The sequence below is a fragment of the Cedecea selenatireducens genome, from assembly GCF_042138895.1.
In the GTDB taxonomy this organism is placed as follows: domain Bacteria; phylum Pseudomonadota; class Gammaproteobacteria; order Enterobacterales; family Enterobacteriaceae; genus Cedecea; species Cedecea selenatireducens.
The window spans coordinates 15,551-38,816 of record NZ_JBHIKW010000009.1; the positions used below are offsets into that span (position 1 = coordinate 15,551).

The following is a 23,266-nucleotide window of genomic DNA, read 5'->3' on the forward strand; positions in this document are numbered from 1 at the left end:
CTTTACTCCTTGTCTTTGACGTCCGGCAGCTGCCAGAAATCGAAAAAATTAAACCAGTCGAGCGGCGACCGCAGAGCGTGGTGTTCAAGGCGCTCTGCGTAGCGGTCGATGGTGCGTTGCAGCGCGGCCTGGCGCTCCGCGCGTGGCAGCAGCAGCGGGTCGGCAAAGGGTTCACAGTGAATGCGAAGCTTGCCGTCCTCGCGCAGGGCAAAAATCAGCTCTACCGGGCAGCGCAGAATAGAAGCCAGGATAAACGGCCCCTGCGGGAACGGCGCGGGCTGGCCCATAAACTGACTCCAGCAGACGCGCCATTCGTTGCCGCGTTGAGGGTTTACCGCCACGCGATCGCCGACAATGGCAATCCACTCGCCGCGATCCAGCTTCTCTTTGAGCAGCATGGCGGTATCGGGCCCGATGTCGGTGACCGGCATCAGGTTCAGCCCGGCCTGAGGCGCCATCTCCTGCATAATTTGCTTAAAGCGCTGGGCATTATCGTTAAACACCAGCGCATTGATGGTTTTACTGCCTTCCAACTGTGCCAGCGCGCGGCAGGCCTCGACGTCGCCCAAATGGGAGGCGAGCAGCAGCTTGCCCGTGGTGCCGCTGGCGTTGAGCGTTTGCTCCGCGCCGGGCGCGAACAGAACGTCACGGCCCAGCCGCAGTTCGCCGCGCCAGCCGGCGATTTTATCCAGCATGGCGTCGCCAAAACGCAGGAAGTGGCGGAAGCTGGTCAGGTTGGCCGGTACTGGCATATTGCGGGCCGCAAGCTGCGTGCGTACGCGTGAAATCCAGCTTTGCGAGGCTTTACGAGCGCGGTGAGCGGTGAGCCAGTAAACGCCCACCACCGGATAAAGCAGCAGCGAAAATGCCCTTCGCCCCAACAGACGCCAGACCAGCAGCATCAGGCGCATTCCCCACAGGCCTTTAACCTCTTTCTGTTCTGCCCAGTGTTGTTTTTTACGGCGGAACAGCAGGGCAGGGATGCGCGGCAGCATGCCGAAGAACAGGCGGGTGTGCATCAGCGAGATGCGGCAGTTATCTTTCAGCGCGTCGAAGTGCGACAGGCCGTCCAGCGGATAGGTCACGCGGGTCGGCACGAAATAGCTGGTGATGCCCTGCCAGTAAAGGCGCACCATGACTTCGGTATCGAAGTCCATGCGTTTGCCCAAGGGAATCCGCCCGGCCAGCTGCAATGTAGGGGCGACCGGGTAAACCCGGAACCCGCACATGCTGTCTCTCAGCTGCAGCGACAGCGTTTCTATCCACACCCACACGTGGGTTACCCAGCGGCCATACAGGCGCGAGCGAGGAATGGAGTCGTCATAAATGGGTTGCCCGGAAATCAGCGCCTCCGGGTGCTGCTGCGCCAGCGCAAGCAGCTTCGGGATATCCTCCACGGCGTGCTGGCCGTCGGCATCCACCTGCACGGCGTGGCTATAGCCTTTTTCTGCGGCGGCCTTCAGCCCCTGAATGACGGCTTCGCCTTTTCCGGCATTCGACGGCAGGCGAATCAGCGTCAGGTTCGCGTGTTGGGCATCCAGTTGCTCAAGCACCCGGCGCGTAGTTTCATCGCTACCGTCGTCGACAACGATGCAGGCCAGGTCAAAGGGCGCAAGGCGCGTGAGAACGCCCGGCATCATGGCGCCGTGGTTATAGCAGGGGATAAGCACGCAGGGGCGGAAAGTCAGCGACATAGGCGAATCTTCCCGCTGCTGGCGGTATGGCGCTCCTCGCCGGCATGACGTTTGAAGCTAAAGCTTAAGATCTGCCTGTCTGCCTGCCATTCCAGCGCTAAGGTGACGGTGGTTTCCGGCAGCAGCGGAGCCTGGAACTTCACGTTCTGAATGCTGTGGAAACGGTAATCCGGCGCCAGGACCTCGCGGGCATACAGCATCACCCAGTCCAGCTGAGCAACGCCCGGCAGCAGAGCTTGTACGGCGAAATGGCCCTGGAACCAAAACAGGGAAGGGTCGAGATAAAGCACGACTTCCAGCCTGTCTGGCTGTGCCTGATGGCGCTCAATTTCATGAGGTTTCATGAAATAACTCCTGTAATTGCGCATAGACACGCTTGTTCATGTTATTGACCGGGATTTCGTCCACGACGCGCCAGTAGCGCGGCATAGCGACCGGTTCAAGCCACGGCTGAAGCGACCTTCGCCAGGCCATTTCCTGAGCCTTGCCGCTGCGCTGTAGCCAGCGCTGGCGTGCAGATTCATTGAGCACCAGCAGAACGCCAATCCCCTGACGCCCGCCGCGAGAAACCGGCAGCGCCGCCGCCTCGGAAATACCTTCCAGCTCCAGCAGACGCTGCTCAATTTCCGTCAGCGAAATACGTTTTTCTTCAATTTTCACCACGCGCCCGCGACGGCCCATCAGGCGAAATCTGCCGTCTTCCTCAATATGAAGGACGTCGTCAAGCAGCAGCCCTTCTTCGGCGGCAATCAGCGGCGAGCTGGCGCGGAAGGATTCACTTTCTGGAGTGATTTTTACGCCCGGGAACGGCAGCCAGGCAACGTCATCGTGCTCCCGGTAGCGCCACGCGAGCACGCCGGTTTCGGTGCTGCCATAAATCTCATCCGGCAAGACGCCCAGCCATTGCGCTGCCTGCGCCACGTCCTGCCAGGGCAGCAGGCCGCCCGCCGAGAGGATCGTTTTTACCGGCGGGGGAGAAAGCTGGAGATCCAGACGTTTCAAAAAGGCCGGGCTGCTGATAAACGCGTAGCGATGTTCATGGCTCAGCGCGGCAAGCTGTTCGGCGTAATAAAGCATGGCGGCATGCAGCGGCTGGCCTAGCGCCATCGGTAAAAAGATGCGGAAGGTCAGCCCATAAAGATGCTGAGGCACGACCGAGGCGACTATCCTGCAGCCTTCCAGGCGTTCGGCAAAATGCGCCGTGAGCAGGGCGGCTTCCCGATCCAAGTGAGCAATGGATTTCACCACGCGTTTAGGCGTGCCGGTCGAGCCTGAGGTGAACAGCTCCACAAAGGCATCGGCAGCAACCTCGGGGAAAAAGACGGCTTCTTCTGCCGTTTGTTGCCCGGATCGCACAATACAAAGCGGCCCCTGCCAGGCAAGATCTTTGTCGCTCAATACGCCGTCGAACAGGCTGCGTTGCTCATTGAGCAGCGCAACCCGGCAGTGCCCTGGGATAACCGGCGTTCTCCCGGCGTGAAGCGTCGCCAGCAGCGCCACAAGAAACAGGTAGCTGTTTTCAAAGCACAGCGCCCAGCGCTGGCCGGGGCGATGGGCCATTTGCTGCATCAGCCGTGCGACGTCGTGGCGCAAATGCCCCAGCGTCCATTCCTGATTGCCAAGCCAGGCAATGAGCGTGGACGAAGAGCGTGGCGCGGTTAGCCACCCGGCCAGAGAAAGCGGTTGCTTCATTGAGATTCTCTTTTAATCACCCGGCGGCGGACCAGCCATTCTCCGGCCATTAACGTGCCCATCAGCAGATAGGCAATCATGCCGTTCCATGCCGTCCACAGCGTCATATCGCCGTACAGCGCGGTAAACAGCGCAATGCTGCCGTTAGCCACAAAAAACAGGCACCAGATCTGCGTGACGCGGCGGGTGTAACGCACCGCCGGTTCAGGAAGATCCGGTTCACGCAGGCGTGCCAGACGTTCGACAATCGGCATCGAGGACCACAGCGAACCGCCGAAGACGGCGAGCATGACGCTGTTCACCACCACCGGATAAAACAGCAGCAGCTGATGCGTTTTCAGCAGGTAGCTGGCCGCGCAGAGGATGATTCCGGCAACGGCAACAACCTGAGTGACGATTCGCAAAGGGCCCGCCTGTCGCCGGGTCTGGCGAAAGCGGAAAAACAGCAGCAGAGCCATGAGCGGCAGCAGCCAGTGCAGGCTGTTATGCGCCAGACCTAGCCAGATAATACCAGGCCAGGCCAGCAGTAGCAGACCGGTCAGCAGCTGTACACCCGGAAAAGCGCGAGCGCACCGCATAGCGCGTTACGCTTCTCGTATCAGACGTTCTACCGCATCGACCACATCTTGTATGGTGCGAACGGCCTTGAACTCTTCCGGTTTGATTTTTTTGCCGGTTTTTTTCTGCAGATGAACGATCATGTCGACAGCATCGATGCTGTCTAACTCCAGATCTTCATACAGGCGAGCCTCTGGCTTGATGTCCTGAGGATCGATTTCAAACAGCTTTACCAACAGCGCGGAGACTTCTTCATAGATAGCGTGTGGGTCGGTCATAACGGACTCTCCTCAGGCTCGTTGCGCGTGAATGAAAGATGCCAGCGTGGCAACGGAAAAGAAGTGCTGACGCATTTCTTCGCTTTCGGCAGAAAGCACCACGCCATACTGGTTTTTCACCGCCAGCCCCAGTTCCAGAGCATCGATAGAGTCCAGGCCTAAACCCTCGCCAAAAAGTGCGGCATCGGTGTCAATGTCGTCGCTCGACATTTCATCCAGATTGAGTGTGTTTATGATGAGATTTTTAATTTCAAGATAGAGCGCTTGCATCATTAATACCCGAAAGAGGTTTCGTCCCCTGTTGTAATTGAAGCAAAAGGTGCCGGTTTAACTGCCTTGCGGACAGCGCCGGTTCTTGTGAATTTGCCTGATGAAACTGGTCAATGCTTATCCGCTCGCGCACCCTGACGGTAAACAAGGGTTTCGCGGGGGGCACATTGTACCATTTGCTTTGCTTGTCCAGCAGGTTCTCACTGCAGTGGATCGTCGCAACGCGTAAGTCGCTGTTGCAGCGCACGGCGATGTTGGCCGCCCCGCGCTGAAGCGTCATTTTACCGCCGGGCTGCGTTCGCGTGCCCTCGGGAAAGATCAAAATTGTGTCACCTTGCTGTAGCCGCTGGCGGCTTGCCGGCAGCAGGGCATCGGCCTGGCTGTTCACCAGGTAGTCCGCTGCGCGAATAACGCCGCTGACAAACGGGTTTCTCAGCAGAGCATCTTTAACCAGGCAGTCGGTTTCTGGCATTACGGAGGCGAGCAGCACGTAGTCGATGAGCGTTGGGTGGTTGGCAACCACCAGGCATCCGCGCTCGGCTTGCAGAATGCTCTGGCCTTCGATGCGGTAGTCGAGCACCTTAATGGCTCTGGCAACCGTCAGGAAAAGGCGAAAGCTGGCGGCGATACTGCGGCGTGCAATGCGGCGACGCTTCGCATTATCCCGGATAAACACCAACAGTAAGTTAAACCAGACGGTAGAAAGCAGCAGGCCACCGAGGCCAAACAGCGCAAAGCAGAAGCCCGTCATGACGAGCCGCCATAGCCAGTTTAGCCGTGCCGCAACGCCGCTCACGCGCGACTCCAGAGCCATGCAACGCGCTCGCCCTGCAGGATAAAGTCCGGGGTGTCATTTAAATAGTGCTGTAAAAACAGCAGGCTTTGCGGCAATGCGGGCTCGCCGGCGGCTTCGCTTTTTTGCGTGCTGCACCGCAGATTGTCTCCGGCCTCAATGACCAGCGCGACCGCATAGGGCCAGGTCGTCATTTCAGGCGCCAGTCGCGGGTGATAGAACGCCGGCAGCAGGCCGTCAAAATCGACCATCAGGACTTTTTTGTAACCCGCCTGTAAGAGGCAGATGACTTCACAAAGCCCCTGCTGGAAGGTGTCTTTACCTGCAGACAGCGACGCGGAGGTAATCGGCTTTTTGGCGGCAATCGTCAGGTTACCGACAGAGGAGTTATGCACCGAAAGCGCAAAATCCGTGGGGGAGAGCGGCTGCTCAGATGCCAGCGCCTGCAGGATCCTGTAGTTACGCTCCAGCTCTCCGTGACGGCTGGTATAGAGTACGGCATCAATCTCGTGGCGACGAAGCATGGCGAGGCCGCAGTCAACGGCCAGTTTGCTGCCTGAGCTCAGGCGGCGGGCCGTCATCATCGGAAGTTCGCTTAGCGCGCCCTGAGGTTGAGTCGGGTCAATAGCCTGCCCATGCTGCGACCAGTGCTGCCACTCTGCCGCGTTGCTGAGACCCGGCGCTTTCGCCTGCCAGTCAATAATGTTGAGTGCAAATTTCATCCGCGTGGTTCTGCGATCAATTCGAGCGTTATTCTAATCGCCAGCGCTGAACGTGCGCCGGGTCAGGAGGTTTTCTGGCATACCAGCAGGGTATGACCAACGCCTAAGTTGTCGTGGCGTTCCGACACCTGGAATCCGGCCATTTCCAGATAACGATAAAACTTCTCTACGCTGTAAAAACGACTGTTGCCGTTGGCCATGCAGGTAAAGTAAAGCGAAGAGGCGTTCAGGCTAAACGAAGCCGCTTCAAATTTTTGTGCGTCCCAAAACAGTTCCATCACGCAGAGCCTTGCGCCGGGTTTCATGACCCGAGCAACGTTGCTGAGGAGCTTAATGATTTGCTCCGGCGAGAAGCAGTCCAGGAACTGGCTCATCCACCAGATATCAGCCTCACCGGGCAGGGGGGAATCGCTCAGCATATCTACGCTGTGGAAATCAATACGCCCGGAAAGCCCAGCATTCTCTATATTTTCACGTGCGAGTGCAATTTGTTGTGGTAAATCCAGCAGCGTGACCGCCACTTCTGCATCATATTTACAGCAGCGTATTGCCCATTTTCCGGTATTCCCGCCAACGTCATAAAGCCGGGCAGGCTGGTGGGCAAAAACATGCGGTAAGGCTGCTTCAAAAGCCGCATCGGAATAGTAATGATCGAAGGCAAACCAGCTCTCTTTGGCGGAAGTCGGTAATTGTGAGAGCGCGGGGTAAATGGTCGGCCAGTCGCCAAACACTTTTAAGCCCGAGGGTTTACCCTCTTTTAACGCTTCCTCCAGGAAAAACAGTCCCTGATAACAAACGTCCTGGGTGAAATCCATATTCACACGCGTCATGGTGTCGTGCACCAGGAAATGGCCGATTTTCGCCAGGAAATAATGCGTATTTTGCCTGAAAATAATGCGTCCACTCAGGCCCATATCCAGTAAAACGCTGGCAGCGTATTCGTTAACGTTGCAGGATTCCGTTATTTCTTCGAGGGTTGCGCCCTGTTTCCCTTGCCCGTCGAGGTAAGCGAGCACGCCGGCATTTCGTAGACAGAGCGCCGTTTGAAACAGCATGGGGGCAAAGGCAATTCGCTGGGCTTCCGTAATGGCATCCAATGCGCTAAGACTGTCCTGTTCGTACATGTGCTGCATTACCTGTCAACGTGATAATAAAAGAAGAAACGCCGAACCTTCAGATTCGGCGTTAAGCAAAATTACAGGCCGGAAGAGGCAAGGTTAACCTGGATATCTTTGTCCAGGTTACGAATCCAGCGGTTGTAGTTTTTATGAATTTTGCCGCCGGAGGCGCGCAGGTTCAGGCTATTTTCGTAATTAATAGAATAGCTGTTTGCGGTGTAGTTAATACGCACTTCTGCGGTGAATTCACGAGTCTGCTGGCGTGCTTTGATAACACCTGGGCTAACTTCGTTCATTATCCATTGACGCTGAATACCGGCTTTAAGAATGGCACTTTTAACCTGTGCTTCAGTGTGGCCAGCGCTCACGGTGGTTTGAATGTTCGCGATAGGCGCAGTACGCGCACAGCCTGCAAGAACGCCTAAAATCACAAACATACCGAATAACTTAGCAACCTTTTTCATAACGTCTCCATTTATATAAAACAATCGGAAAAATATCGGCATGGCCGCGTGCAACATTAATCGTTAATTCAAATTAATGGGCGGGAAAATAGAGGGGATACTGTCTTTATGATGGGAAAATAACCTGAAAGCGGGTGTTTTCGTTTTAGGTGAATACAACTCATCAACAAAGGGCGGCAATTTTGTCAATTTTTTTTACAAATGTAAATCTGTGCTTTTAATGCGAAAGCTATAAATATTGGTAGTTGTTGATAGCAATTATAAGCTGATATGGGCGGCGGGAAGTTATGCTTTAAGGTAAATTCCCCTCCTTATATCAGAGGGGAAAACAGAATTAGCGGTGGAATTCACCGGCGGCTTCCGGCTGATATTGCAGCGCCAGCACTTCGAGATGGGTCTGGCCGCCGTTTGGCAACGTCCAGTTGATGGTATCACCCACCCGCAGGCCCAGCAGCGCGGCACCGACCGGCGCCATCACGGAAAGCTGATTGTCGCTGTCGGTCAGGTTGGCCGGGTAAACCAGCGTGCGAACGTGGACTTCCTGATTACTCAGGTCGCGGAACTCTACGCGGCTGTTCATGGAAACAACGTCCGGCGGCATCTTTTCCGGGCTGCACATCTCAGCGCGATCCAGTTCGGCGTTCAGCGCCTCTGCCAGCGGTGCTTTGGTGTACTGCGGCTGTTCCAGCAGGTGGTCAAGGCGTTCGGCGTCTAGTTCGTTAATGATGATGGCAGGTCTGGACATTTTTCTCTCCGTGTAAAAAACAGGGCACTCATGTGCTGAAATCGTACAAAGAAAAACCCTCACCGAAACCGGCGAGGGTTGTACATGTAATCCTGATGATACTGAGCTTAGCCTGCAGTTGAAAGCGAGATCGGTCACATTTTGCTTTTACCCGCAGCGCTCACAAAATCACGCTGCCCAATGCCGCCAGCAGGAAGGCGATGGTCCCGATCAGCGTTTCCATCACGGTCCAGGTTTTCAGCGTTGTTTTCTCATCCATTTCCAGGAAGCGGCCTACCAGCCAGAAGCCGGAGTCGTTCACGTGAGACAGCACGGTTGCGCCGCCCGCGATAGCGATAACGATAAAGCACAGGTCAAACTGGCTCAGGCCGGTTGTGGCTTCGACCATCGGTGAGACCAGCGCGGCGGTGGTGGTCAGCGCGACGGTGGCAGACCCTTGAGCGACGCGAAGCGCGGTTGAGATAACGAATGCGGCCACAATAACCGGCATGCCGGTGTCTGAGAGCACGCCGGCCAGCGCATCGCCGATGCCGCTTGCACGCAGTACGCCGCCGAACATACCGCCCGCGCCGGTAACCAGAATAATGCCGCAGATCGGGCCCAGGGCGCCGTCACAGACTTTTTCCAGGTGCTGACGGCCGTGCTTGCCGCTGAAGACCATCAGCGCAAAGAACACGGTGATCAGCAGCGCAATAGGCGTCTTGCCCAGCATGCGTAAGAAGTTAACCAGCGTGTTGTCCGCGCTGACCCAGCCGAGCACCGTGGCGGTATTGAGGCCGGTATCCAGGAAGATAAGCCCCAGCGGCAGCAGTAAAATTGTCATCACCATGCCGAAAGACGGCGGCTGATGATTCTCGTCTGCCTCAATTTTGCCCAGGAAGGAGCTCGGCAGCGGAATGTCGAATTTCTTTCCGGCATACAGCCCGAAGAGATAGGCCCCGATGTACCAGGTCGGGATGGCGATAATCAGCCCCACGACGACCAGCAGCCCGATGTTGGCACCCAGCAGTTCACTGGCGGCAACCGGGCCAGGATGGGGAGGCAGGAGCGCATGCATCACGGCAAAGGCACCGGCCGCCGGGAGCGCATATTTCAGGGTTGAGCCGCCAAACTGCTTCGCCACGCTGAAAATAATCGGCAGCATCACCACCAGGCCTGCGTCGAAGAAGATAGGGAAGCCGAACAGCAGGGACGCGACGCCAAGCGCGAAAGGCGCCCGGTGCGAACCGAACGTGCCCACCAGGGTATCGGCCAGCACTTTCGCCCCGCCGGAGATTTCCAGCAGGCGGCCGATCATGGCCCCAAGCCCAACCAGTAAGGCGACTCCCGCCAGGGTGCTGCCAAAGCCGCCCAGAATCGTCGGCACGATTTTATCGAAAGGAACGCCGGTGACCAGCGCCACTGCGACGCTCACCAGGGTTAGCGCCAGGAAGGCATGCACGCGAAAGCGCATGATCAAAACGAGCAGGAGCACGACGGAGCAGGCTGCAATGCCCAACAGGGTTCCTGCGCCTAAACTTGTTGTTATTTCGGTCATTTTATTTCCCCAAGGCCGAATTTTTGGATGAATGCACCAGAGGCGTGCCTTCAGGTGGTGCTGATACCGGTAACATGATATCGGTAACATTGGGGCGGCTGTAAACGAACTCTGTCATGTTCGTTTACATTTTGGGATGAAGTTCAAACAATCAAAATAATCAGAGTGAAAGGTGAGCGCGGGAATTGTTTGGTCAGAAAAAATCTGACATGCACCCGTGTCGGGTTTGGCTCGCAGGCGGAGGATATGGGGGATAGAATTTACCCAGGGGGGTATCCAGTTGTCGGCAGACAGTAGAACGACTGTGTTTTTATTATGTTTTTCTGGCAGTAATCCTTTATGGGTAATTTATTTCAACGGGGCGGAAAATTCTTGTGTTTATTTTCACGCTGGCTAAAATCCACGCCCGTTGAATATCATTGGGAAATGCAGTTTCTTTGTGTTTTTAATCTAGTTTGTTGATATTGTTAGTATTAATTTCATCATGGATGGTTCTATGCTTAAAGCGGTTTTTTTCTCTACGGCGCTACTGCTAACCGGCTGTACGGCCTCGGATTTTATCAGCGCGACGGGTGAAATATTAAATGCCAAAGACTCGCATGATAAAAATATGAGAAATGAAAGAATTAAGGCTGCTAATAAAGCCGCAGGTTATTAATTCAGGCTTTCAGTTCGGTAATTCCGTAGCAGAAGAGATGTATTTTCGAATTATCGAACGAGCGGGCCACCGTTTTATACGCTGGCCCGAATGATACTAACGAACATTGTGTTCAGCAATCGGCAGCAGAAGCTCTTTGAGGATCTCGTAGCGCTGCTGTGGCGAGAGCCAGATGCATCCCAGCAGTTTTTGCTTTTTACCTTCCTGCTCAAACTGCGCTTTTAACTGCAGTAAATACCGTTTTGTTCTGCTCATGGTGACCTCCAGTTCCGATACCTGAAGGCTATAACCAAAAAACCTGAACAAATAGTGATGCGATTAATTTTTGACTTCAGTATTTATCTTTGCTCAGTAGCCAACCGCATCCAGGCGGAAGCTTTTCCCGCAGTTACCGGGATGTTTTTGCGGTGCAAACGAGGCGCTTTGCAGCGGCTGGTTGATCTTATCTGCCAGCAGTGAGATCTGCATTTCCGTGAGAAAGGCCGGATTGCCGTCGCAGGTTAGCTTGATGGCCTCGACGGCGTCGCTGCCCCAGGTGTTCTTCACGGCTTTGTTGAACGCCTTACGCGTTACCACCTGGCCGTAGTTCTGGGCAAGAAATTTACCAAACTCGCTCTGCTTCACTTCGCCGTTAAGCCGTACCATCGTGCCGAAGTAATCGTCCGGGTTAAAACCAAAGCAAACGCCATGTTTGGCGTATTCGTAGCGCTCAAGGCAGGACTGGCCTCCAGCGCCGGGCATCACACCCGCCAGTTTTGACGCCATTTCAACGGAAAGCCCGGTATCCGGCGCAGCGCATTTGTTTGAGGCTCTGGCTTCGGCCATATTCGGGATGGGGCGAGTCGCACAGCCGTAACGCATCCAGCGTTTTTCATCCACGCCGCGCGAGGCGATGGACTTGGGTAACCCTGGCCACAGGCCATGAACGGTAAGGTATGCGCTTTTATCCGCCTGTTCCTGCTGAGCTTTACACTCGGCGGGCTCGTTGCGGTTGCGATCGTGCATGCTCTGGCAGAAGCCGGTTTGCCAGGAAAGCGCCAGCACGTAACGGTTAAAATCCCCGTACTGGCTGGGCTGCAGCGAGTCGGCGAAAGCGAGCGGGCTGAGGAAAAGCGGGGCGCAAAGCAGTAAATGACGCGGGGTGAAATTCATCGTTATTCTCTTATCTGTCCTGGAGGCGGGCTTATTATAGGCATAAAAAAAGCGCCTTACGCAGGCGCTTTTAGCGAAGGCGAGCGTCTTTTAGTGAACGATCGCCGCAGCAGGAACCAGAATCTCCGTGGCGATAATCACCACGATGAGGCCGACGGCAACCGGAACAGATGTGCGTTTTACCACCTCAAAAGGTGAGATTTTTGCCATCCCTGCGACGGCAACCACGACGCCGGACACCGGTGAAATCGTGCGCCCAAGGTTGGAGGCCTGCAGCATCGGAATGGTCAGGTAAGCCGGATTAATGCCGGAAGAGTGGGCCAGTTTCGGGATCATTTCAACGAAGGCGTAGAACGGTGCGTTACCGGAGCCGGTGGTCATGGCCGCCAGCATGGTCAGCACGACCAGCACCAGCATCAAAATAATACTCGCCGAGCCAAACGAGGTGGCAATTGAGATCAGGCTTTGAATAAAGCCGATGGTGCTCAGCCCCTGGGCAAATACGCCGGCGGCAACCAGCAGCATCACCACGTTGGCGAAAGCATCCGCCATGCCGCGGTAGCACACTTCCATACCGGAGAAGACGTGCTGGGTATTGAAGCTGCGGAAAAACTCAATCAGGGCGGCAATCAGAATACAAATCACCAGGATGGTAATGATATGCAGCTGCGGGCCCCATTTGCCGTCGAAAATCAGCACGCCGATGATCGGCGTAAACGGCAGCAGGGCGTAGAAAGAGGGCGCGGTGGTCTGAATTTCAGTCACGTCCAGCATTTCGTGGGTGATGTGCTCTTTTTTATCGAGATAGCGCTGCCAGAAGAAGTGCGCAATCGCCATGCTGATGATGGCCGCAATGGAGATAGGAATCGTTGTTTTAAACGCGAAATCGACCAGCGACATTTCTGAAGCCTGCGCCGCCAGCACGACGTCGCCGGAGGTCGGGGCCAGAATAATGGCCGCCGGAGAGGCACAGATGGCCGCCGCAGCGCCGCGGCTGATGCCGACGTTGACCATGACCGGGAACAGCGTTGCCATTAACAGTACGCCAAGGCCAGTTGCGGATGAGACCGCCAGCGACATCAGGCAGGCGACGAAGTAGGCGGCAATCATCAATAAATAAGGCGAGTTGATGAACTTCAGGGGCTTAGACGCCAGCTTGACCACCACATCGTTGGCGCCGATGTGGGTCATGTAGGCGGCAAAACCGCAGAGCATCATGATCATCATGCCGAGGTCGCCGCCGCGGCTCATCAGCAGGATTTTGACGTATTCAAAAATGTCCGTAGCGGTGTAGCCGGTGCCTTCTGAGCTGGCTGGCAACACTTTATGCCCCATTAGCGCACTGGCGATAAGCAGCAATAAGCCGCCGACAAACAGTACGCCGGTGGCCGAGTAGCCTTTGATGATGTAGCGGGCGACGCCCACAATCACCACCACTCCAATAATCAGTTCCAGAATTGTAAGCATGATATCCCCAGGTGCGTTAAGGCGCTCTTCGGCGTCCTTACGCTTGCCGCTAAAAAAGGTTTTCTTTCAGAAAATTAAAAAGTGTTTTTTTACAGCCGACTGTAAAGGGCTAAGAATTTGCCTCAGAACCCGTTTAGAGTTTCTGATGAACATCAATTTTGATTGCAACGGATCAACTTTAGATAAAGGTTTTGCAGGCTGCATTACGTTTATTGAAGGTGATGATGAAAAAGAGGGAATAAAAGTTGTACGAAAATTGTGGGTAAAACCGGCAATTCGTTGCGCGGAAGTAATAATTATTTTGCTGATTTGTTAGCGACAGGGTTTTTCGTAAAGCATTTAAAAAACGCTTTAAAACGCGATGTACTGCTGCTTATACTGCCGGTCACTTTCATGTCGGGGTTTTTATGCTGCACACCTCCCTCTGGTCGACAGGCCGCTGGCGCTTTATCAGAAAGCATCTTTTGATGCTGCTGTTGGCGTTGGGCTGGTTTTTTGTCAACAGTCAGGTGGCGATAGCCTCTTACGATTGCCCGGTGGATATGACCGCTGGCCCAATGGTAGCTCAACATGAAGGTTCGATGCAGATGCCTGATAAGGCGATGCAGGCGAAACTCAGCAATCCGCTGTGCGAAAAGCACTGTGTGCCGGATGTGATGCAAAAAGACAACGGGCACAGTTCCCCGGTGGCTTTACCGGTTACCGACTCGCTCGCGCTAATTGCGCCTCAGTGCTCAACCGCCGTTGAATCCACTCCTTACGCTACACCTCCAGCAACAGGACCCCCGGCAACCATTCGTTTTTGCCGTTTTAGAGAATAACTCCAGCACCGTCAATGCTTTGGGGCTTAGCCCTGTTTCCCTTTGACCGTGTTTTTGGAGATAAATTATGTTTAACGCTATTCGTTCTGCTGCGGCCTGTGCGCTGCTTGTTGTTGCCGCTTTCCCTGCTTTTTCCGCTGAAACTTCTCACGATATGTCCTCCATGAAGGGGATGTCCGATATGCCAGGCATGTCGATGTCTTCTGATGCCGTCCCTTCTGCTCAGGTCTACAAAACCGAAGGCGTAGTGAAGAAAATCACCGCCGATACGGTCTCTATTGCCCATCACCCCGTCGCCGGGCTTGGCTGGCCAGCCATGACCATGACGTTCGCTTTGCCGAAAGACGGTTCGCTGCCTGCGTTAGCCTTGGGGGAGAAGATTGCTTTCTCTTTCGCCCGGCATGCAGCCGGGTATCAGCTGGTTTCCGTAACCCCGCTTAACTAACCGAGGTTGCCATGAAACGACACACCCTGAGCCTCTGGCTCGGCGGGGTGCTGTTGACTGCGTCTGTCTCTGCCGCTCAGGCGGCAGAGTTCAGCCTGCAACAGACTCTGCTGGCCGCCGAACACTATTCTGCGGCGCTGTCCGCCAACCGTAACCAGAGCGACGCGCTAAACGCGATGGCCGACTCTGCCCGACAGTTGCCCGACCCTAAGCTGAAGTTTGGTATTGAAAACGTGCCGGTGCAGGGCAGCAATAATCACCGCTTTAGCCGGGACGGAATGACGATGCAGCGCATCGGCATCATGCAGGATTACGTCAGCGAGGAAAAACGCGACCGCAAGGCGGACACCATTCTGGCGCAGTCGGCCAGCAGCCAGGCAAAAGCCGAAGTTATTCGCGCCAACCTTCAGCGTGATACCGCGCAGGCGTGGCTGGATCTCGCCCTGTCTGAGCGAGTGCTTACTGCCGCCCGCAAGCTGGTCAACGAAACCGAGCGGCAGGTTAGCGTCCAGAAAGCCACCGTTGCCAGCGGCAGTTCGCCTGCCTCCGGCGTGGTGGATATCCGCATGACGCTGCTCACCATGCAGGACAAGGTCACGCTTGCCGAACGAGATGTCACGCTGGCGCAAACGCGGCTGTTGCAGTTGACCGGGCAGACCGTGGACAGCGTGAACGGCGCGCTGCCTCGCTACCAGCGATTACCGGCCTCACCTGAGGTGCTTGAAGAGGGCGTGATGCAGCATCCGGAGGTGGTTGAAGCCGCTCGTGAAGCTGACGTTGCTCGCGCGAAATCAGCGCAGTCTGCGGTGGCTGCCAAACCTGACGTTGGCGTTGAGGTTTATTACGGTCGCCGCGCCGAAGGTTATGACGATATGGCGGGCGTGATGTTTACCGTCGATCTTCCGCTATTTAAGCCTCAGCGGCAGGACAAAGACTACTCTGCGGATGTTTCACGGGCGATGGAAGCGAACGATCAGTTAGCACTTGCTCGCCGGGAACGTATTGCGCTGGTTCACTCGCTGGTGGCGAATTACCAGGCCGCGCAAAGCGTCTGGCAGCGTCAGCAGGACCAGGCTTTGCCGCTTCAGCGCCAGCGCCTGTCGCTGCTGGAGTCACAGTATCGCGCTGGGCAGTCTTCTCTGGCTGAACTGCTTGCCGCCCGCCGGGATCTTCTGGACAGCGAACTTACCGCCAGCAGCGCTGAAAAAGCCGTTGCCACCAACTGGGCCGCGATTCGCTACCTTACGCCTCAGGATGTTAACTAATGAAAAAATCACTTACTTTTTCCCTGCTGGCGGTGGCGGTTGTTGCCGCGCTGGCCGCAGGTTATTACGCCGGGAAGCAGCAAATCTCTCACCCACACCCAGAGTCTCAGGCCCGGCAGGAGGGCGGGCGTAAAGTGCTTTACTGGTACGATCCTATGGTGCCAGGGCAGCGGTTCGACAAGCCTGGCAAATCGCCGTTTATGGATATGGCGCTGGTGCCTCGTTATGCAGATGAAGTAGCCAGCGACGGCGGTGTGACGGTCAGTAATCGCCAGCAACAGAACCTGGGTATTAAGACGGCGGCCGTTGAACGTAGGGCGCTGAGCGTGCCGTTTGCGGCTTTCGCGACCGTTACGCTTGATGAACGCAGCGTGCAGATAATCCCGGCCAGCGCCAACGGTATTGTTGAGACGCTGTATGTCAAAGCGCCGCAGCAGTATGTGAAAGCCGGGGAGCCGCTGGCACAGCTGTGGTTCCCGGAGTGGACCGCCGCGCAGCAGGAGTATCTGGCCGTGCGCAAGCTGAGAGACAGCGCTTTAACCGCGGCGGCGAGAGAACGATTACAGCTGCAGTTTATGCCCGCAGAGGTGATTCGCCAGGTTGAACGCAGCGGTAAATCACAAACTCGCGTTACCGTTCGCGCGAAGCTCGCCGGCTATGTGAATAAGCTTGAGGCGCGGGAGGGGCAGCAGGTTACCGCGAATGCGCCGCTGTTCGAAGTAGCAAGCCTCGAGTCGGTGTGGATCGTGGTGGATTACCCTCAGTCGCAGGCTCAGGCCCTGCAGCCGGGGAGCGAGATTATGGCTACCGCCGATAGCTGGCCTGGCGAGATGTTCCATGGGCGGGTAAGCGAGCTGCTGCCGAACCTTGAAACAACCACCCGCACGCTGAAGGCTCGTATCGTCCTCGATAATCCCAAAATGAAACTTAAGCCGGGCATGTACCTTAGCGTTCGTCTGGCGAACCAGCAGCCGCGCGCCGCCGTGCTGGCCGTGCCGGAGGAGTCGCTGATTGAAACCGGGAGCCAAAGCCGCGTGCTGGTTGCCGAAGAGGGCGGCCATTTCCGCCCGGTGAACGTGGTGCCCGGCATCAGCGATAAAGGCTGGGTGGAAATTCGTTCCGGGCTGAATGAGGGGGAGAAAGTGGTCACTTCCGGCCAGTTCCTTATCGACTCAGAGGCAAGCCTGCGCAGCGCTTTGCCGGAGTCGGACGCGCAGCCCAAAGCTCAGCCAGCGGTGAAAACCTACGATGGAGAAGGTGTGGTAAAAGCGGTGAGCGCGGATGCCATTACCATCTCTCATCATCCTATTCCCGCGCTGAACTGGGGGGCGATGGTGATGCCGTTTGCGCTGCAATCGCCGACTAACCTGAAGCCGGGGGACGCGGTGATGTTCAGCTTCACGATGGATGATGAACAGGGCGCCGTGATTACTCACCTTATGCCGATGGCGGAGGCGCACAAATGATTGCCGCCGTTATCCGCTGGTCGCTTAAGAACCGCCTGCTGGTGGTGCTGGCCGCTATTATTATGGCGGCGTGGGGGCTGTGGTCGCTACAGCGTGCGCCGCTTGATGCACTCCCGGATCTCTCCGATGTGCAGGTCATTGTGCGGGTCAGCTATCCGGGCAAAGCGCCGCAAATCGTTGAGGATCAGGTCACGTACCCGCTGACCACTACCATGCTGTCCGTCCCGGGCGCTAAAACGGTGCGTGGGTTCTCCATGTTTGGTGATTCCTATGTCTACATTCTGTTCGACGACGGGACCGATCCCTACTGGGCACGATCCAGGGTACTGGAATACCTCAGTCAGGTGCAGTCGCAGCTGCCGCCGGAAGCCAAAGCCTCGCTGGGGCCGGATGCTACCGGGGTAGGCTGGGTGTATGAGTATGCGCTGGTGGACAGAACCGGGAAACACAGCCTGGCCGATCTGCGAGCCCTGCAGGACTGGACGCTGAAATTTGAGCTGAAAACCGTGCCTAACGTTTCCGAAGTGGCGAGCGTGGGCGGCATGGTGCGTCAGTACCAGATTGTGCTCGACCCGCAGCGCATGAAGGCGCTGAATATTACCCATGAGCAGGTCATCAATGCGGTAAAAAGTGCCAATCAGGAAGGGGGCGGTTCGGTGCTCGAGATGGGGGAGGCTGAGTATATGGTTCGCACCTCCGGCTATCTCAAAAGTCTGGATGATTTTAAGCAGGTGGTGATCGTCAGCCGCGACGGCGTGCCGGTGCTGCTTTCTGACGTCGCTTCCGTCAGGCTGGGGCCTGAAATCCGTCGGGGCGTCGCCGAGTTTAACGGGGAAGGCGAGGTTGCAGGCGGCATTATCGTCATGCGCTATGGCAAAAATGCCCTTGAAACCATCAATGCGGTAAAAGACAAGCTGACGCAGCTGCAGAAGAGCCTGCCCGCCGGCGTTGAAATTGTTCCGGTTTATGACCGCTCTCATCTGATTGAAAATGCGATAGAAACGCTCTCCCACAAGCTGCTGGAAGAGTTTATCGTGGTGGCCATTATTTGTTCGCTGTTCCTGTTTCACTTCCGCTCCGCGCTGGTGGCGATTATCACCTTGCCGCTCGGTATTCTCGGGGCGTTTATCGTCATGCATTACCAGGGCGTGAACGCCAATATTATGTCGCTGGGCGGGATAGCGATTGCCATTGGCGCGATGGTCGATGCGGCGATAGTGATGATTGAGAATATGCACAAGGTGCTTGAGCAGTGGCGACACGAGCATCCGGGAGAGCAGCCACGCAGTGCGGATTACTGGCAAATATCCCAGCAGGCCGCCGTCGAAGTGGGGCCGGCGCTGTTCTGTAGCCTGCTGATCATTACCCTGTCGTTTATCCCCGTGTTCTCTCTTGAGGCGCAGGAGGGCAGGATGTTTTCGCCGCTGGCTTTCACCAAGACCTATTCTATGGCGGTGGCTGCAGGGCTGGGGATAACGCTGGTGCCGGTGCTGATGGGCTGGTTTATTCGCGGCAAGATCCCTGATGAAAAAGCCAATCCCATCAACCGCTGGCTGATTGCGGCCTACGAGCCCGTGCTGGAAAAGGTGCTCGACAGGCCGAAAACCACGCTGGCGGTGGCCGGGGTGCTGCTGGTGGCAACGCTTTGGCCGCTAAGCAAGCTGGGGAGCGAGTTTATGCCGCCGCTGGACGAAGGGGATTTGCTGTATATGCCTTCGACGCTGCCGGGTATTTCCACGCGTGAGGCAGGGCGATTGCTGCAGCAGACCGATCGCCTGATAAAAACCGTGCCGGAAGTGGAAACCGTCTTTGGCAAAGCCGGGCGCGCCGAAACGGCCACCGATCCTGCGCCGTTGACGATGATTGAAACCACCATTCGCTTTAAGCCGCGTGACCAGTGGCGGCCGGGAATGACCATGGACAAGCTGGTGAACGAACTGGACAGCGTGGTCAAAGTGCCGGGAATTGCCAACGTGTGGGTGCCGCCTATTCGTAACCGCCTTGATATGCTGGCTACCGGGATCAAAAGTCCGGTCGGAATAAAGGTGAACGGCAATAATATTGCCGCCATCGAGTCAGTTGCGGAACAGATTGAGCGCGTGGTGAAGCAGGTGCCCGGCGTCACGTCGGCGCTGGCCGAACGTTTGGGCGGCGGGCGCTATGTGGACATCGACATCGATCGTCGCAAAGCGGCGCGCTACGGCGTTTCAGTGAAGGAATTGCAGTCGCTGGTGTCCACGGTTATCGGGGGCGAGAACATAGGTGAAACCATTGAGGGGCGTGAACGTTTCCCCATCAACGTGCGTTACCCGCGTGAGCTGCGTGATAACCTGCAAAAACTGCGTGATTTACCCGTTATCACCGCTAACGGCAGCCAGCTGGCGCTTTCTGAACTGGCTAATATTTCCATCACCGAAGGGCCGCCGATGCTGAAAAGCGAAAATGCTCGCCTTTCAAACTGGATCTATGTCGATCTTCGTGGGCGTGATTTGAAGTCGGCCGTGGAGGATATGCAGCGCGCAGTTGCGGAGCAGGTTAAGCTGCCTGAGGGCGTTTCGCTTTCGTGGTCAGGGCAGTTTGAATACCTTGAACGCGCGACCGCGAAATTAAAAATTGTGTTGCCCTTTACCTTATTAATCATATTCGTACTGTTATATGTCACCTTCTCGCGAGTGACCGATGCATTATTAATTATGGGGACTTTGCCTTTCTCATTAATTGGCGGCGTATGGCTGCTTTATCTGCTGGGATATAACCTGTCCGTTGCCGGTGCCGTTGGCTTTATTGCCCTGGCCGGGGTTGCTGCTGAATTTGGCGTGATCATGGTGCTTTATTTAAATCAGGCGCTTATTAAACATCAGAAAACCGATGAGGTGCAGGATGGCGGCATGCTGCGACGTGCTATTCATGAAGGGGCGGTCTTGCGCGTCAGGCCAAAGGTGATGACCGTGGCCACCATCATGGCGGGTTTACTGCCGATTATGTGGGGCGATGGCACCGGGTCGGAGGTGATGAGGCGTATTGCCGCGCCGATGATTGGGGGAATGGTGACGGCGCCGCTGCTGTCGATGCTGGTTATCCCTGCGGTATATATGCTTATTAAAAAGCGGAAATAAGGTGTATGAGCCGGAGTGTTTATAATTATGCGCTCCGGCTTGCAAGTTTATTCATCATTGTCTGATAGTTATTTGGGAATTCAGCGTATTGACAGCAGATGCTGGACAATTTTCTTTACAACTCATGTGCTGATTTAGCTTTCATTGAGATATAATTCAGTAAGGTACCAGTCGAATTTTAATATGGTAATAACGACGTGACTTACACGAATAAACTGTTCTCAATTTTGATTTTTGTTTGCACACTTGGGGTGAGTACCTCTGCTGCAGCCGCTGCGGAAGGCGGCTTTTTCAGCAACGCCTGGGAGACCTTCTCCGACCAGGTATCTAAAACCTGGCACGAGCCAGAGCATTACGATCTTTACGTGCCGGCAATTACCTGGCACGCCCGCTTTGCCTATGACAAAGACAAAACGGATCGCTATAACGAGCGGCCCTGGGGCGCTGGTTTTGGCCAGTCTCGCTGGGATGAGGACGGTAACTGGAACGGCATCTATTTGATGGCGTTTAAAGATTCCTTTAACAAATGGGAACCTATCGGCGGTTATGGCTGGGAAAAAACCTGGCGACCGTTGAGTGACGATAACTTCCATATGGGGCTGGGTTATACCGTCGGCGTGACCGCGCGGGACAACTGGAAATACATCCCCGTGCCTCTGGTGCTGCCGCTGGCTTCTATCGGCTATGGCCCGGCAACCTTCCAGATGACCTACATTCCCGGCACCTACAATAACGGTAACGTCTACTTTGCCTGGCTGCGCTTCCAGTTCTGATTTTGTACGACTAAAAGCAGGCGAAAACAGGGGATTTCTATACCCCTTAAAAAACAAGGTGTAATCCGCAAGCTAGTAAAAAGTTAGCGACTTTTATCACTTTTTAGCAATTCTGGACTGGACAAAAGCCACCACAATTGTTGTACTGATGCCCGACACAGCATTTGTGTCGTTTTTTCATGTAAAGGTAATTTTGATGTCTAAGATTAAAGGTAACGTTAAGTGGTTTAATGAATCCAAAGGCTTCGGCTTCATTACTCCGGAAGATGGCAGCAAAGACGTGTTCGTACACTTCTCTGCAATCCAGAGCAATGGTTTCAAAACCCTGGCCGAAGGCCAGCGCGTTGAGTTTGAAATCACTAACGGTGCCAAAGGCCCTTCTGCTGCAAACGTAATGCCTATCTAAGTCATTACCAGTGGAATATAAAAACCCGCCAAGGCGGGTTTTTTTTTGCCTGTCATTGCTCAGGCAAACAGATACGATTTCAAAAACAGTCCCACAATCGCCACGCTTATCAGCACGCTCGCCCAGCCGGTAATTTGCTCTTTCATCGCCTTCTCCCCCAAAGACATGGCCGGGATAGTGACAGAGAAAAATTAAGCTAACATTAACGCCGTGGGGCTTATTGGCTGACGAAGAGAGAAACCAGCCAAAATGCGAGCGCGGTCATAATAAAAGAGCCTGCAAGGTTGAGCAGAACGTTCATACCCGCCCAGGCAAGCCGCCCGTCCTGCAGCAGCAAAACCACTTCCGCAGAAAACGTCGAGAACGTCGTCAGACCGCCGCAGAAGCCGGTGGTAATCAGCAGTTTCCACATCGGGTCGACGTGGCTAAAGCGGCTGAACAGCGCCAGCCCAAGACCGATAATAAATGCCCCGGTCAAGTTGGCGATTAACGTCCCGATGGGGATCCCCATGTGTATGGGATTAAACTTCATACTAAGAAACCAGCGTGCTACGCTGCCTGTCCCGCCGCCGATAAAGACGGCGAATAGCATCTGAATCACGATTAATCCTTATTAAACATCAGCAATCTGAAAAGTGTAGCGTTCAGGCCGGGAGATTTATACCCAATGTGCTGTAATTAATCCTTTGAGCGGCGAGGCGAATATGAAGGTTGCGGTAGGGCAGTTTGTGGTGGGGCCCGTCTGGCAGGAAAATGCGGCAACCTGCGTACGGCTGATGGCGCAAGCGGCACAGAAGGGGGCCGATTTACTGGTGCTGCCGGAGGCGGTGATGGCCAGAGATGACAACGACCCGGATATGTCAGTAAAGTCAGCGCAGCCGCTGGACGGTGGCTATGTACAGCTGCTGCGGGCTGAAAGCCGGAAGAGTGGCATGACAACGGTGCTAACGCTGCATGTGCCTACCCACGACGGGCGGGCGGCGAACACCTTGCTGGCCATCCGCGGCGGTGAGATTGCGGCGAGCTATCAAAAAGTTCATCTGTATGACGCTTTCAGCGTGCAGGAATCCCGGCTGGTGGATGCCGGAGAGCGCGTCGCCCCCCTGATTAAGGTGGCCGGAATGAACGTCGGGCTGATGACCTGCTATGACCTGCGTTTTCCTGAGATGGCGCTGAGCCTTGCGCTAAACGGAGCCGAGGTTTTGGTGTTACCTGCGGCGTGGCTCAAAGGCCCCCATAAAGAGGCTCACTGGGCGACTCTGCTGGCCGCCAGAGCGCTGGATGCAACCTGCTATGTTGTCGCCTCCGGGGAGTGCGGGGCTAAAAATATCGGCCAGAGTAGGATAGTCGATCCGCTGGGCGTAACCGTTGCCGCCGCAGCCGAGGTACCAGAGCTGATTTTTGCCGAGATTGCCCCAGAACGGGTGGCGGCGGTAAGGCAAATGCTGCCTGTGCTGAGCAACCGACGCTTTGCGGTACCTCAAATGTTATGATGTTTTTTTAAGCAAAACTTGATTCACCTTGTTACAGATTGCTATTGTGTCGCGCGGGCAAATGTCCGTTAATGCAATCAGGTCTTTTATTCGCCGTTGCCACGGCACGCATCACAAAAGAAGGTAGGTATGGGAGAGATTAGTATTACTAAGCTGCTGGTTGTCGGCGCGCTGATCGTATTGCTGTTTGGTACCAAGAAGCTGCGCACGCTGGGCGGCGATCTCGGTTCTGCCATTAAAGGTTTTAAGAAAGCGATGGCTGAAGACGACAACGGCAAGAAGTCCGATACCGAAGCACCTGCAGAACGCATCGTCCACAAAGACTGACCGACG

At 55.5% G+C, this 23,266-nt stretch carries 26 protein-coding genes; 10 read left to right on the top strand and 16 right to left on the bottom strand.

Translation table 11 applies throughout. The annotated features are described in order from the left end of the window. Positions 1-2: 2 nt before the first annotated feature. From ACE38U_RS15120 to ACE38U_RS15175, 12 genes are all read right to left on the bottom strand, one after another. Positions 3-1,694: a glycosyltransferase family 2 protein gene (locus tag ACE38U_RS15120; protein ID WP_375530069.1), complete on the bottom strand. Its 1,692-nt coding sequence runs from the start codon at positions 1,692-1,694 to the stop codon at positions 3-5. Further along, positions 1,685-2,038 (bottom strand): ApeI family dehydratase, encoded by a 354-nt coding sequence (locus ACE38U_RS15125; protein ID WP_038474798.1) that lies wholly within the window; start codon positions 2,036-2,038, stop codon positions 1,685-1,687. The genes ACE38U_RS15120 and ACE38U_RS15125 overlap by 10 nt, the downstream gene beginning before the upstream one ends. Beyond that, positions 2,025-3,386: an AMP-binding protein gene (locus ACE38U_RS15130; protein ID WP_375530070.1), complete on the bottom strand. Its 1,362-nt coding sequence runs from the start codon at positions 3,384-3,386 to the stop codon at positions 2,025-2,027. Before ACE38U_RS15130 ends, ACE38U_RS15125 begins: the two co-directional genes overlap by 14 nt. Next, positions 3,383-3,964: a COG4648 family protein gene (locus tag ACE38U_RS15135; protein WP_038474794.1), complete on the bottom strand. Its 582-nt coding sequence runs from the start codon at positions 3,962-3,964 to the stop codon at positions 3,383-3,385. Before ACE38U_RS15135 ends, ACE38U_RS15130 begins: the two co-directional genes overlap by 4 nt. Before the next feature lie 6 nt (positions 3,965-3,970). Then, a complete protein-coding gene (locus ACE38U_RS15140) occupies positions 3,971-4,222 on the bottom strand; it encodes an acyl carrier protein (RefSeq protein ID WP_038474792.1) in 252 nt (83 codons plus the stop codon). Positions 4,223-4,234: 12 nt separating this feature from the next. Continuing rightward, positions 4,235-4,492: a phosphopantetheine-binding protein gene (locus tag ACE38U_RS15145; protein WP_038474790.1), complete on the bottom strand. Its 258-nt coding sequence runs from the start codon at positions 4,490-4,492 to the stop codon at positions 4,235-4,237. Beyond that, positions 4,473-5,306 carry a lysophospholipid acyltransferase family protein gene (locus ACE38U_RS15150; RefSeq protein WP_071842936.1) on the bottom strand — a complete coding sequence of 278 codons (834 nt, stop codon included), beginning with the start codon at positions 5,304-5,306 and terminating at the stop codon, positions 4,473-4,475. The genes ACE38U_RS15145 and ACE38U_RS15150 overlap by 20 nt, the downstream gene beginning before the upstream one ends. Further along, positions 5,285-6,007: a beta-ketoacyl synthase chain length factor gene (locus ACE38U_RS15155; protein WP_176982591.1), complete on the bottom strand. Its 723-nt coding sequence runs from the start codon at positions 6,005-6,007 to the stop codon at positions 5,285-5,287. The genes ACE38U_RS15150 and ACE38U_RS15155 overlap by 22 nt, the downstream gene beginning before the upstream one ends. Positions 6,008-6,069: 62 nt before the next feature. Next, on the bottom strand, positions 6,070-7,131 hold the full coding sequence (locus ACE38U_RS15160) for a methyltransferase (RefSeq protein WP_038474782.1): 1,062 nt from the start codon (positions 7,129-7,131) through the stop codon (positions 6,070-6,072). Positions 7,132-7,202: 71 nt separating this feature from the next. Next, a complete protein-coding gene (locus ACE38U_RS15165; protein ID WP_038474779.1) occupies positions 7,203-7,589 on the bottom strand; it encodes a lipoprotein in 387 nt (128 codons plus the stop codon). A 334-nt stretch (positions 7,590-7,923) separates the two neighbouring features. Continuing rightward, the gene (rnk, locus tag ACE38U_RS15170; protein ID WP_375530071.1) at positions 7,924-8,334 is read right to left on the bottom strand and encodes a nucleoside diphosphate kinase regulator; all 411 of its coding nucleotides are present in this window, start codon (positions 8,332-8,334) and stop codon (positions 7,924-7,926) included. A 160-nt stretch (positions 8,335-8,494) separates the two neighbouring features. Beyond that, on the bottom strand, positions 8,495-9,871 hold the full coding sequence (locus tag ACE38U_RS15175) for a GntP family permease (RefSeq protein ID WP_038474773.1): 1,377 nt from the start codon (positions 9,869-9,871) through the stop codon (positions 8,495-8,497). Between the two features lie 496 nt (positions 9,872-10,367). Between ACE38U_RS15175 and ACE38U_RS15180 the strand changes: the two genes are divergently transcribed. After that, a complete protein-coding gene (locus ACE38U_RS15180) occupies positions 10,368-10,529 on the top strand; it encodes a hypothetical protein (RefSeq protein ID WP_167549831.1) in 162 nt (53 codons plus the stop codon). Between the two features lie 96 nt (positions 10,530-10,625). On the opposite strand, the gene ACE38U_RS15185 is transcribed toward ACE38U_RS15180, so the two are convergent. From ACE38U_RS15185 to dcuC, 3 genes are all read right to left on the bottom strand, one after another. Next, the gene (locus tag ACE38U_RS15185; RefSeq protein ID WP_375530072.1) at positions 10,626-10,784 is read right to left on the bottom strand and encodes a hypothetical protein; all 159 of its coding nucleotides are present in this window, start codon (positions 10,782-10,784) and stop codon (positions 10,626-10,628) included. Positions 10,785-10,877: 93 nt separating this feature from the next. Beyond that, complete coding sequence (rna, locus tag ACE38U_RS15190) at positions 10,878-11,681, bottom strand: ribonuclease I (protein ID WP_038474770.1); 804 nt, start codon at positions 11,679-11,681, stop codon at positions 10,878-10,880. A gap of 90 nt (positions 11,682-11,771) precedes the next feature. Continuing rightward, entirely contained in the window at positions 11,772-13,148 is a 1,377-nt protein-coding gene (gene dcuC / locus ACE38U_RS15195) for an anaerobic C4-dicarboxylate transporter DcuC (RefSeq protein WP_375530073.1), read from the bottom strand. Between the two features lie 407 nt (positions 13,149-13,555). Here dcuC and ACE38U_RS15200 point away from each other — a divergent pair, with 407 nt between their 5' ends. From ACE38U_RS15200 to cspE, 7 genes are all read left to right on the top strand, one after another. After that, entirely contained in the window at positions 13,556-13,969 is a 414-nt protein-coding gene (locus tag ACE38U_RS15200; protein ID WP_375530074.1) for a DUF2946 domain-containing protein, read from the top strand. Positions 13,970-14,036: 67 nt separating this feature from the next. Continuing rightward, the gene (locus ACE38U_RS15205; RefSeq protein WP_375530075.1) at positions 14,037-14,414 is read left to right on the top strand and encodes a copper-binding protein; all 378 of its coding nucleotides are present in this window, start codon (positions 14,037-14,039) and stop codon (positions 14,412-14,414) included. A gap of 11 nt (positions 14,415-14,425) precedes the next feature. Continuing rightward, on the top strand, positions 14,426-15,679 hold the full coding sequence (locus ACE38U_RS15210; RefSeq protein WP_038474761.1) for a TolC family protein: 1,254 nt from the start codon (positions 14,426-14,428) through the stop codon (positions 15,677-15,679). Further along, positions 15,679-17,145, top strand: a complete 1,467-nt coding sequence (locus ACE38U_RS15215) for an efflux RND transporter periplasmic adaptor subunit (protein ID WP_375530076.1) — start codon at positions 15,679-15,681, stop codon at positions 17,143-17,145. Before ACE38U_RS15210 ends, ACE38U_RS15215 begins: the two co-directional genes overlap by 1 nt. After that, positions 17,142-20,261 carry an efflux RND transporter permease subunit gene (locus ACE38U_RS15220; RefSeq protein WP_176982599.1) on the top strand — a complete coding sequence of 1,040 codons (3,120 nt, stop codon included), beginning with the start codon at positions 17,142-17,144 and terminating at the stop codon, positions 20,259-20,261. The genes ACE38U_RS15215 and ACE38U_RS15220 overlap by 4 nt, the downstream gene beginning before the upstream one ends. A 197-nt stretch (positions 20,262-20,458) precedes the next feature. Next, positions 20,459-21,034: a lipid IV(A) palmitoyltransferase PagP gene (pagP, locus tag ACE38U_RS15225; RefSeq protein ID WP_052048975.1), complete on the top strand. Its 576-nt coding sequence runs from the start codon at positions 20,459-20,461 to the stop codon at positions 21,032-21,034. A 196-nt stretch (positions 21,035-21,230) separates the two neighbouring features. After that, positions 21,231-21,440 carry a transcription antiterminator/RNA stability regulator CspE gene (cspE, locus tag ACE38U_RS15230; RefSeq protein WP_004100146.1) on the top strand — a complete coding sequence of 70 codons (210 nt, stop codon included), beginning with the start codon at positions 21,231-21,233 and terminating at the stop codon, positions 21,438-21,440. A gap of 217 nt (positions 21,441-21,657) precedes the next feature. On the opposite strand, the gene crcB is transcribed toward cspE, so the two are convergent. Then, positions 21,658-22,041, bottom strand: coding sequence for a fluoride efflux transporter CrcB (gene crcB / locus ACE38U_RS15235; protein ID WP_038474751.1), 384 nt, complete (start codon positions 22,039-22,041; stop codon positions 21,658-21,660). A gap of 103 nt (positions 22,042-22,144) precedes the next feature. Here crcB and ACE38U_RS15240 point away from each other — a divergent pair, with 103 nt between their 5' ends. Together ACE38U_RS15240 and tatE are read left to right on the top strand one after the other, a co-directional pair. After that, a complete protein-coding gene (locus ACE38U_RS15240; RefSeq protein WP_038474747.1) occupies positions 22,145-22,933 on the top strand; it encodes a deaminated glutathione amidase in 789 nt (262 codons plus the stop codon). A 129-nt stretch (positions 22,934-23,062) separates the two neighbouring features. Then, entirely contained in the window at positions 23,063-23,260 is a 198-nt protein-coding gene (gene tatE / locus ACE38U_RS15245; RefSeq protein ID WP_038474744.1) for a twin-arginine translocase subunit TatE, read from the top strand. The last annotated feature ends 6 nt before the right edge of the window (positions 23,261-23,266 follow it).

Bases quoted from the DNA above. Each gene is read 5' to 3' on its own strand.
- ACE38U_RS15120 (WP_375530069.1), bottom strand. From the start codon at position 1,694: ATGTCGCTGACTTTCCGCCCCTGCGTGCTTATCCCCTGCTATAACCAC.
- ACE38U_RS15125 (WP_038474798.1), bottom strand. From the start codon at position 2,038: ATGAAACCTCATGAAATTGAGCGCCATCAGGCACAGCCAGACAGGCTG.
- ACE38U_RS15130 (WP_375530070.1), bottom strand. From the start codon at position 3,386: ATGAAGCAACCGCTTTCTCTGGCCGGGTGGCTAACCGCGCCACGCTCT.
- ACE38U_RS15135 (WP_038474794.1), bottom strand. From the start codon at position 3,964: ATGCGGTGCGCTCGCGCTTTTCCGGGTGTACAGCTGCTGACCGGTCTG.
- ACE38U_RS15140 (WP_038474792.1), bottom strand. From the start codon at position 4,222: ATGACCGACCCACACGCTATCTATGAAGAAGTCTCCGCGCTGTTGGTA.
- ACE38U_RS15145 (WP_038474790.1), bottom strand. From the start codon at position 4,492: ATGCAAGCGCTCTATCTTGAAATTAAAAATCTCATCATAAACACACTC.
- ACE38U_RS15150 (WP_071842936.1), bottom strand. From the start codon at position 5,306: ATGGCTCTGGAGTCGCGCGTGAGCGGCGTTGCGGCACGGCTAAACTGG.
- ACE38U_RS15155 (WP_176982591.1), bottom strand. From the start codon at position 6,007: ATGAAATTTGCACTCAACATTATTGACTGGCAGGCGAAAGCGCCGGGT.
- ACE38U_RS15160 (WP_038474782.1), bottom strand. From the start codon at position 7,131: ATGTACGAACAGGACAGTCTTAGCGCATTGGATGCCATTACGGAAGCC.
- ACE38U_RS15165 (WP_038474779.1), bottom strand. From the start codon at position 7,589: ATGAAAAAGGTTGCTAAGTTATTCGGTATGTTTGTGATTTTAGGCGTT.
- rnk (WP_375530071.1), bottom strand. From the start codon at position 8,334: ATGTCCAGACCTGCCATCATCATTAACGAACTAGACGCCGAACGCCTT.
- ACE38U_RS15175 (WP_038474773.1), bottom strand. From the start codon at position 9,871: ATGACCGAAATAACAACAAGTTTAGGCGCAGGAACCCTGTTGGGCATT.
- ACE38U_RS15180 (WP_167549831.1), top strand. From the start codon at position 10,368: ATGCTTAAAGCGGTTTTTTTCTCTACGGCGCTACTGCTAACCGGCTGT.
- ACE38U_RS15185 (WP_375530072.1), bottom strand. From the start codon at position 10,784: ATGAGCAGAACAAAACGGTATTTACTGCAGTTAAAAGCGCAGTTTGAG.
- rna (WP_038474770.1), bottom strand. From the start codon at position 11,681: ATGAATTTCACCCCGCGTCATTTACTGCTTTGCGCCCCGCTTTTCCTC.
- dcuC (WP_375530073.1), bottom strand. From the start codon at position 13,148: ATGCTTACAATTCTGGAACTGATTATTGGAGTGGTGGTGATTGTGGGC.
- ACE38U_RS15200 (WP_375530074.1), top strand. From the start codon at position 13,556: ATGCTGCACACCTCCCTCTGGTCGACAGGCCGCTGGCGCTTTATCAGA.
- ACE38U_RS15205 (WP_375530075.1), top strand. From the start codon at position 14,037: ATGTTTAACGCTATTCGTTCTGCTGCGGCCTGTGCGCTGCTTGTTGTT.
- ACE38U_RS15210 (WP_038474761.1), top strand. From the start codon at position 14,426: ATGAAACGACACACCCTGAGCCTCTGGCTCGGCGGGGTGCTGTTGACT.
- ACE38U_RS15215 (WP_375530076.1), top strand. From the start codon at position 15,679: ATGAAAAAATCACTTACTTTTTCCCTGCTGGCGGTGGCGGTTGTTGCC.
- ACE38U_RS15220 (WP_176982599.1), top strand. From the start codon at position 17,142: ATGATTGCCGCCGTTATCCGCTGGTCGCTTAAGAACCGCCTGCTGGTG.
- cspE (WP_004100146.1), top strand. From the start codon at position 21,231: ATGTCTAAGATTAAAGGTAACGTTAAGTGGTTTAATGAATCCAAAGGC.
- ACE38U_RS15240 (WP_038474747.1), top strand. From the start codon at position 22,145: ATGAAGGTTGCGGTAGGGCAGTTTGTGGTGGGGCCCGTCTGGCAGGAA.
- tatE (WP_038474744.1), top strand. From the start codon at position 23,063: ATGGGAGAGATTAGTATTACTAAGCTGCTGGTTGTCGGCGCGCTGATC.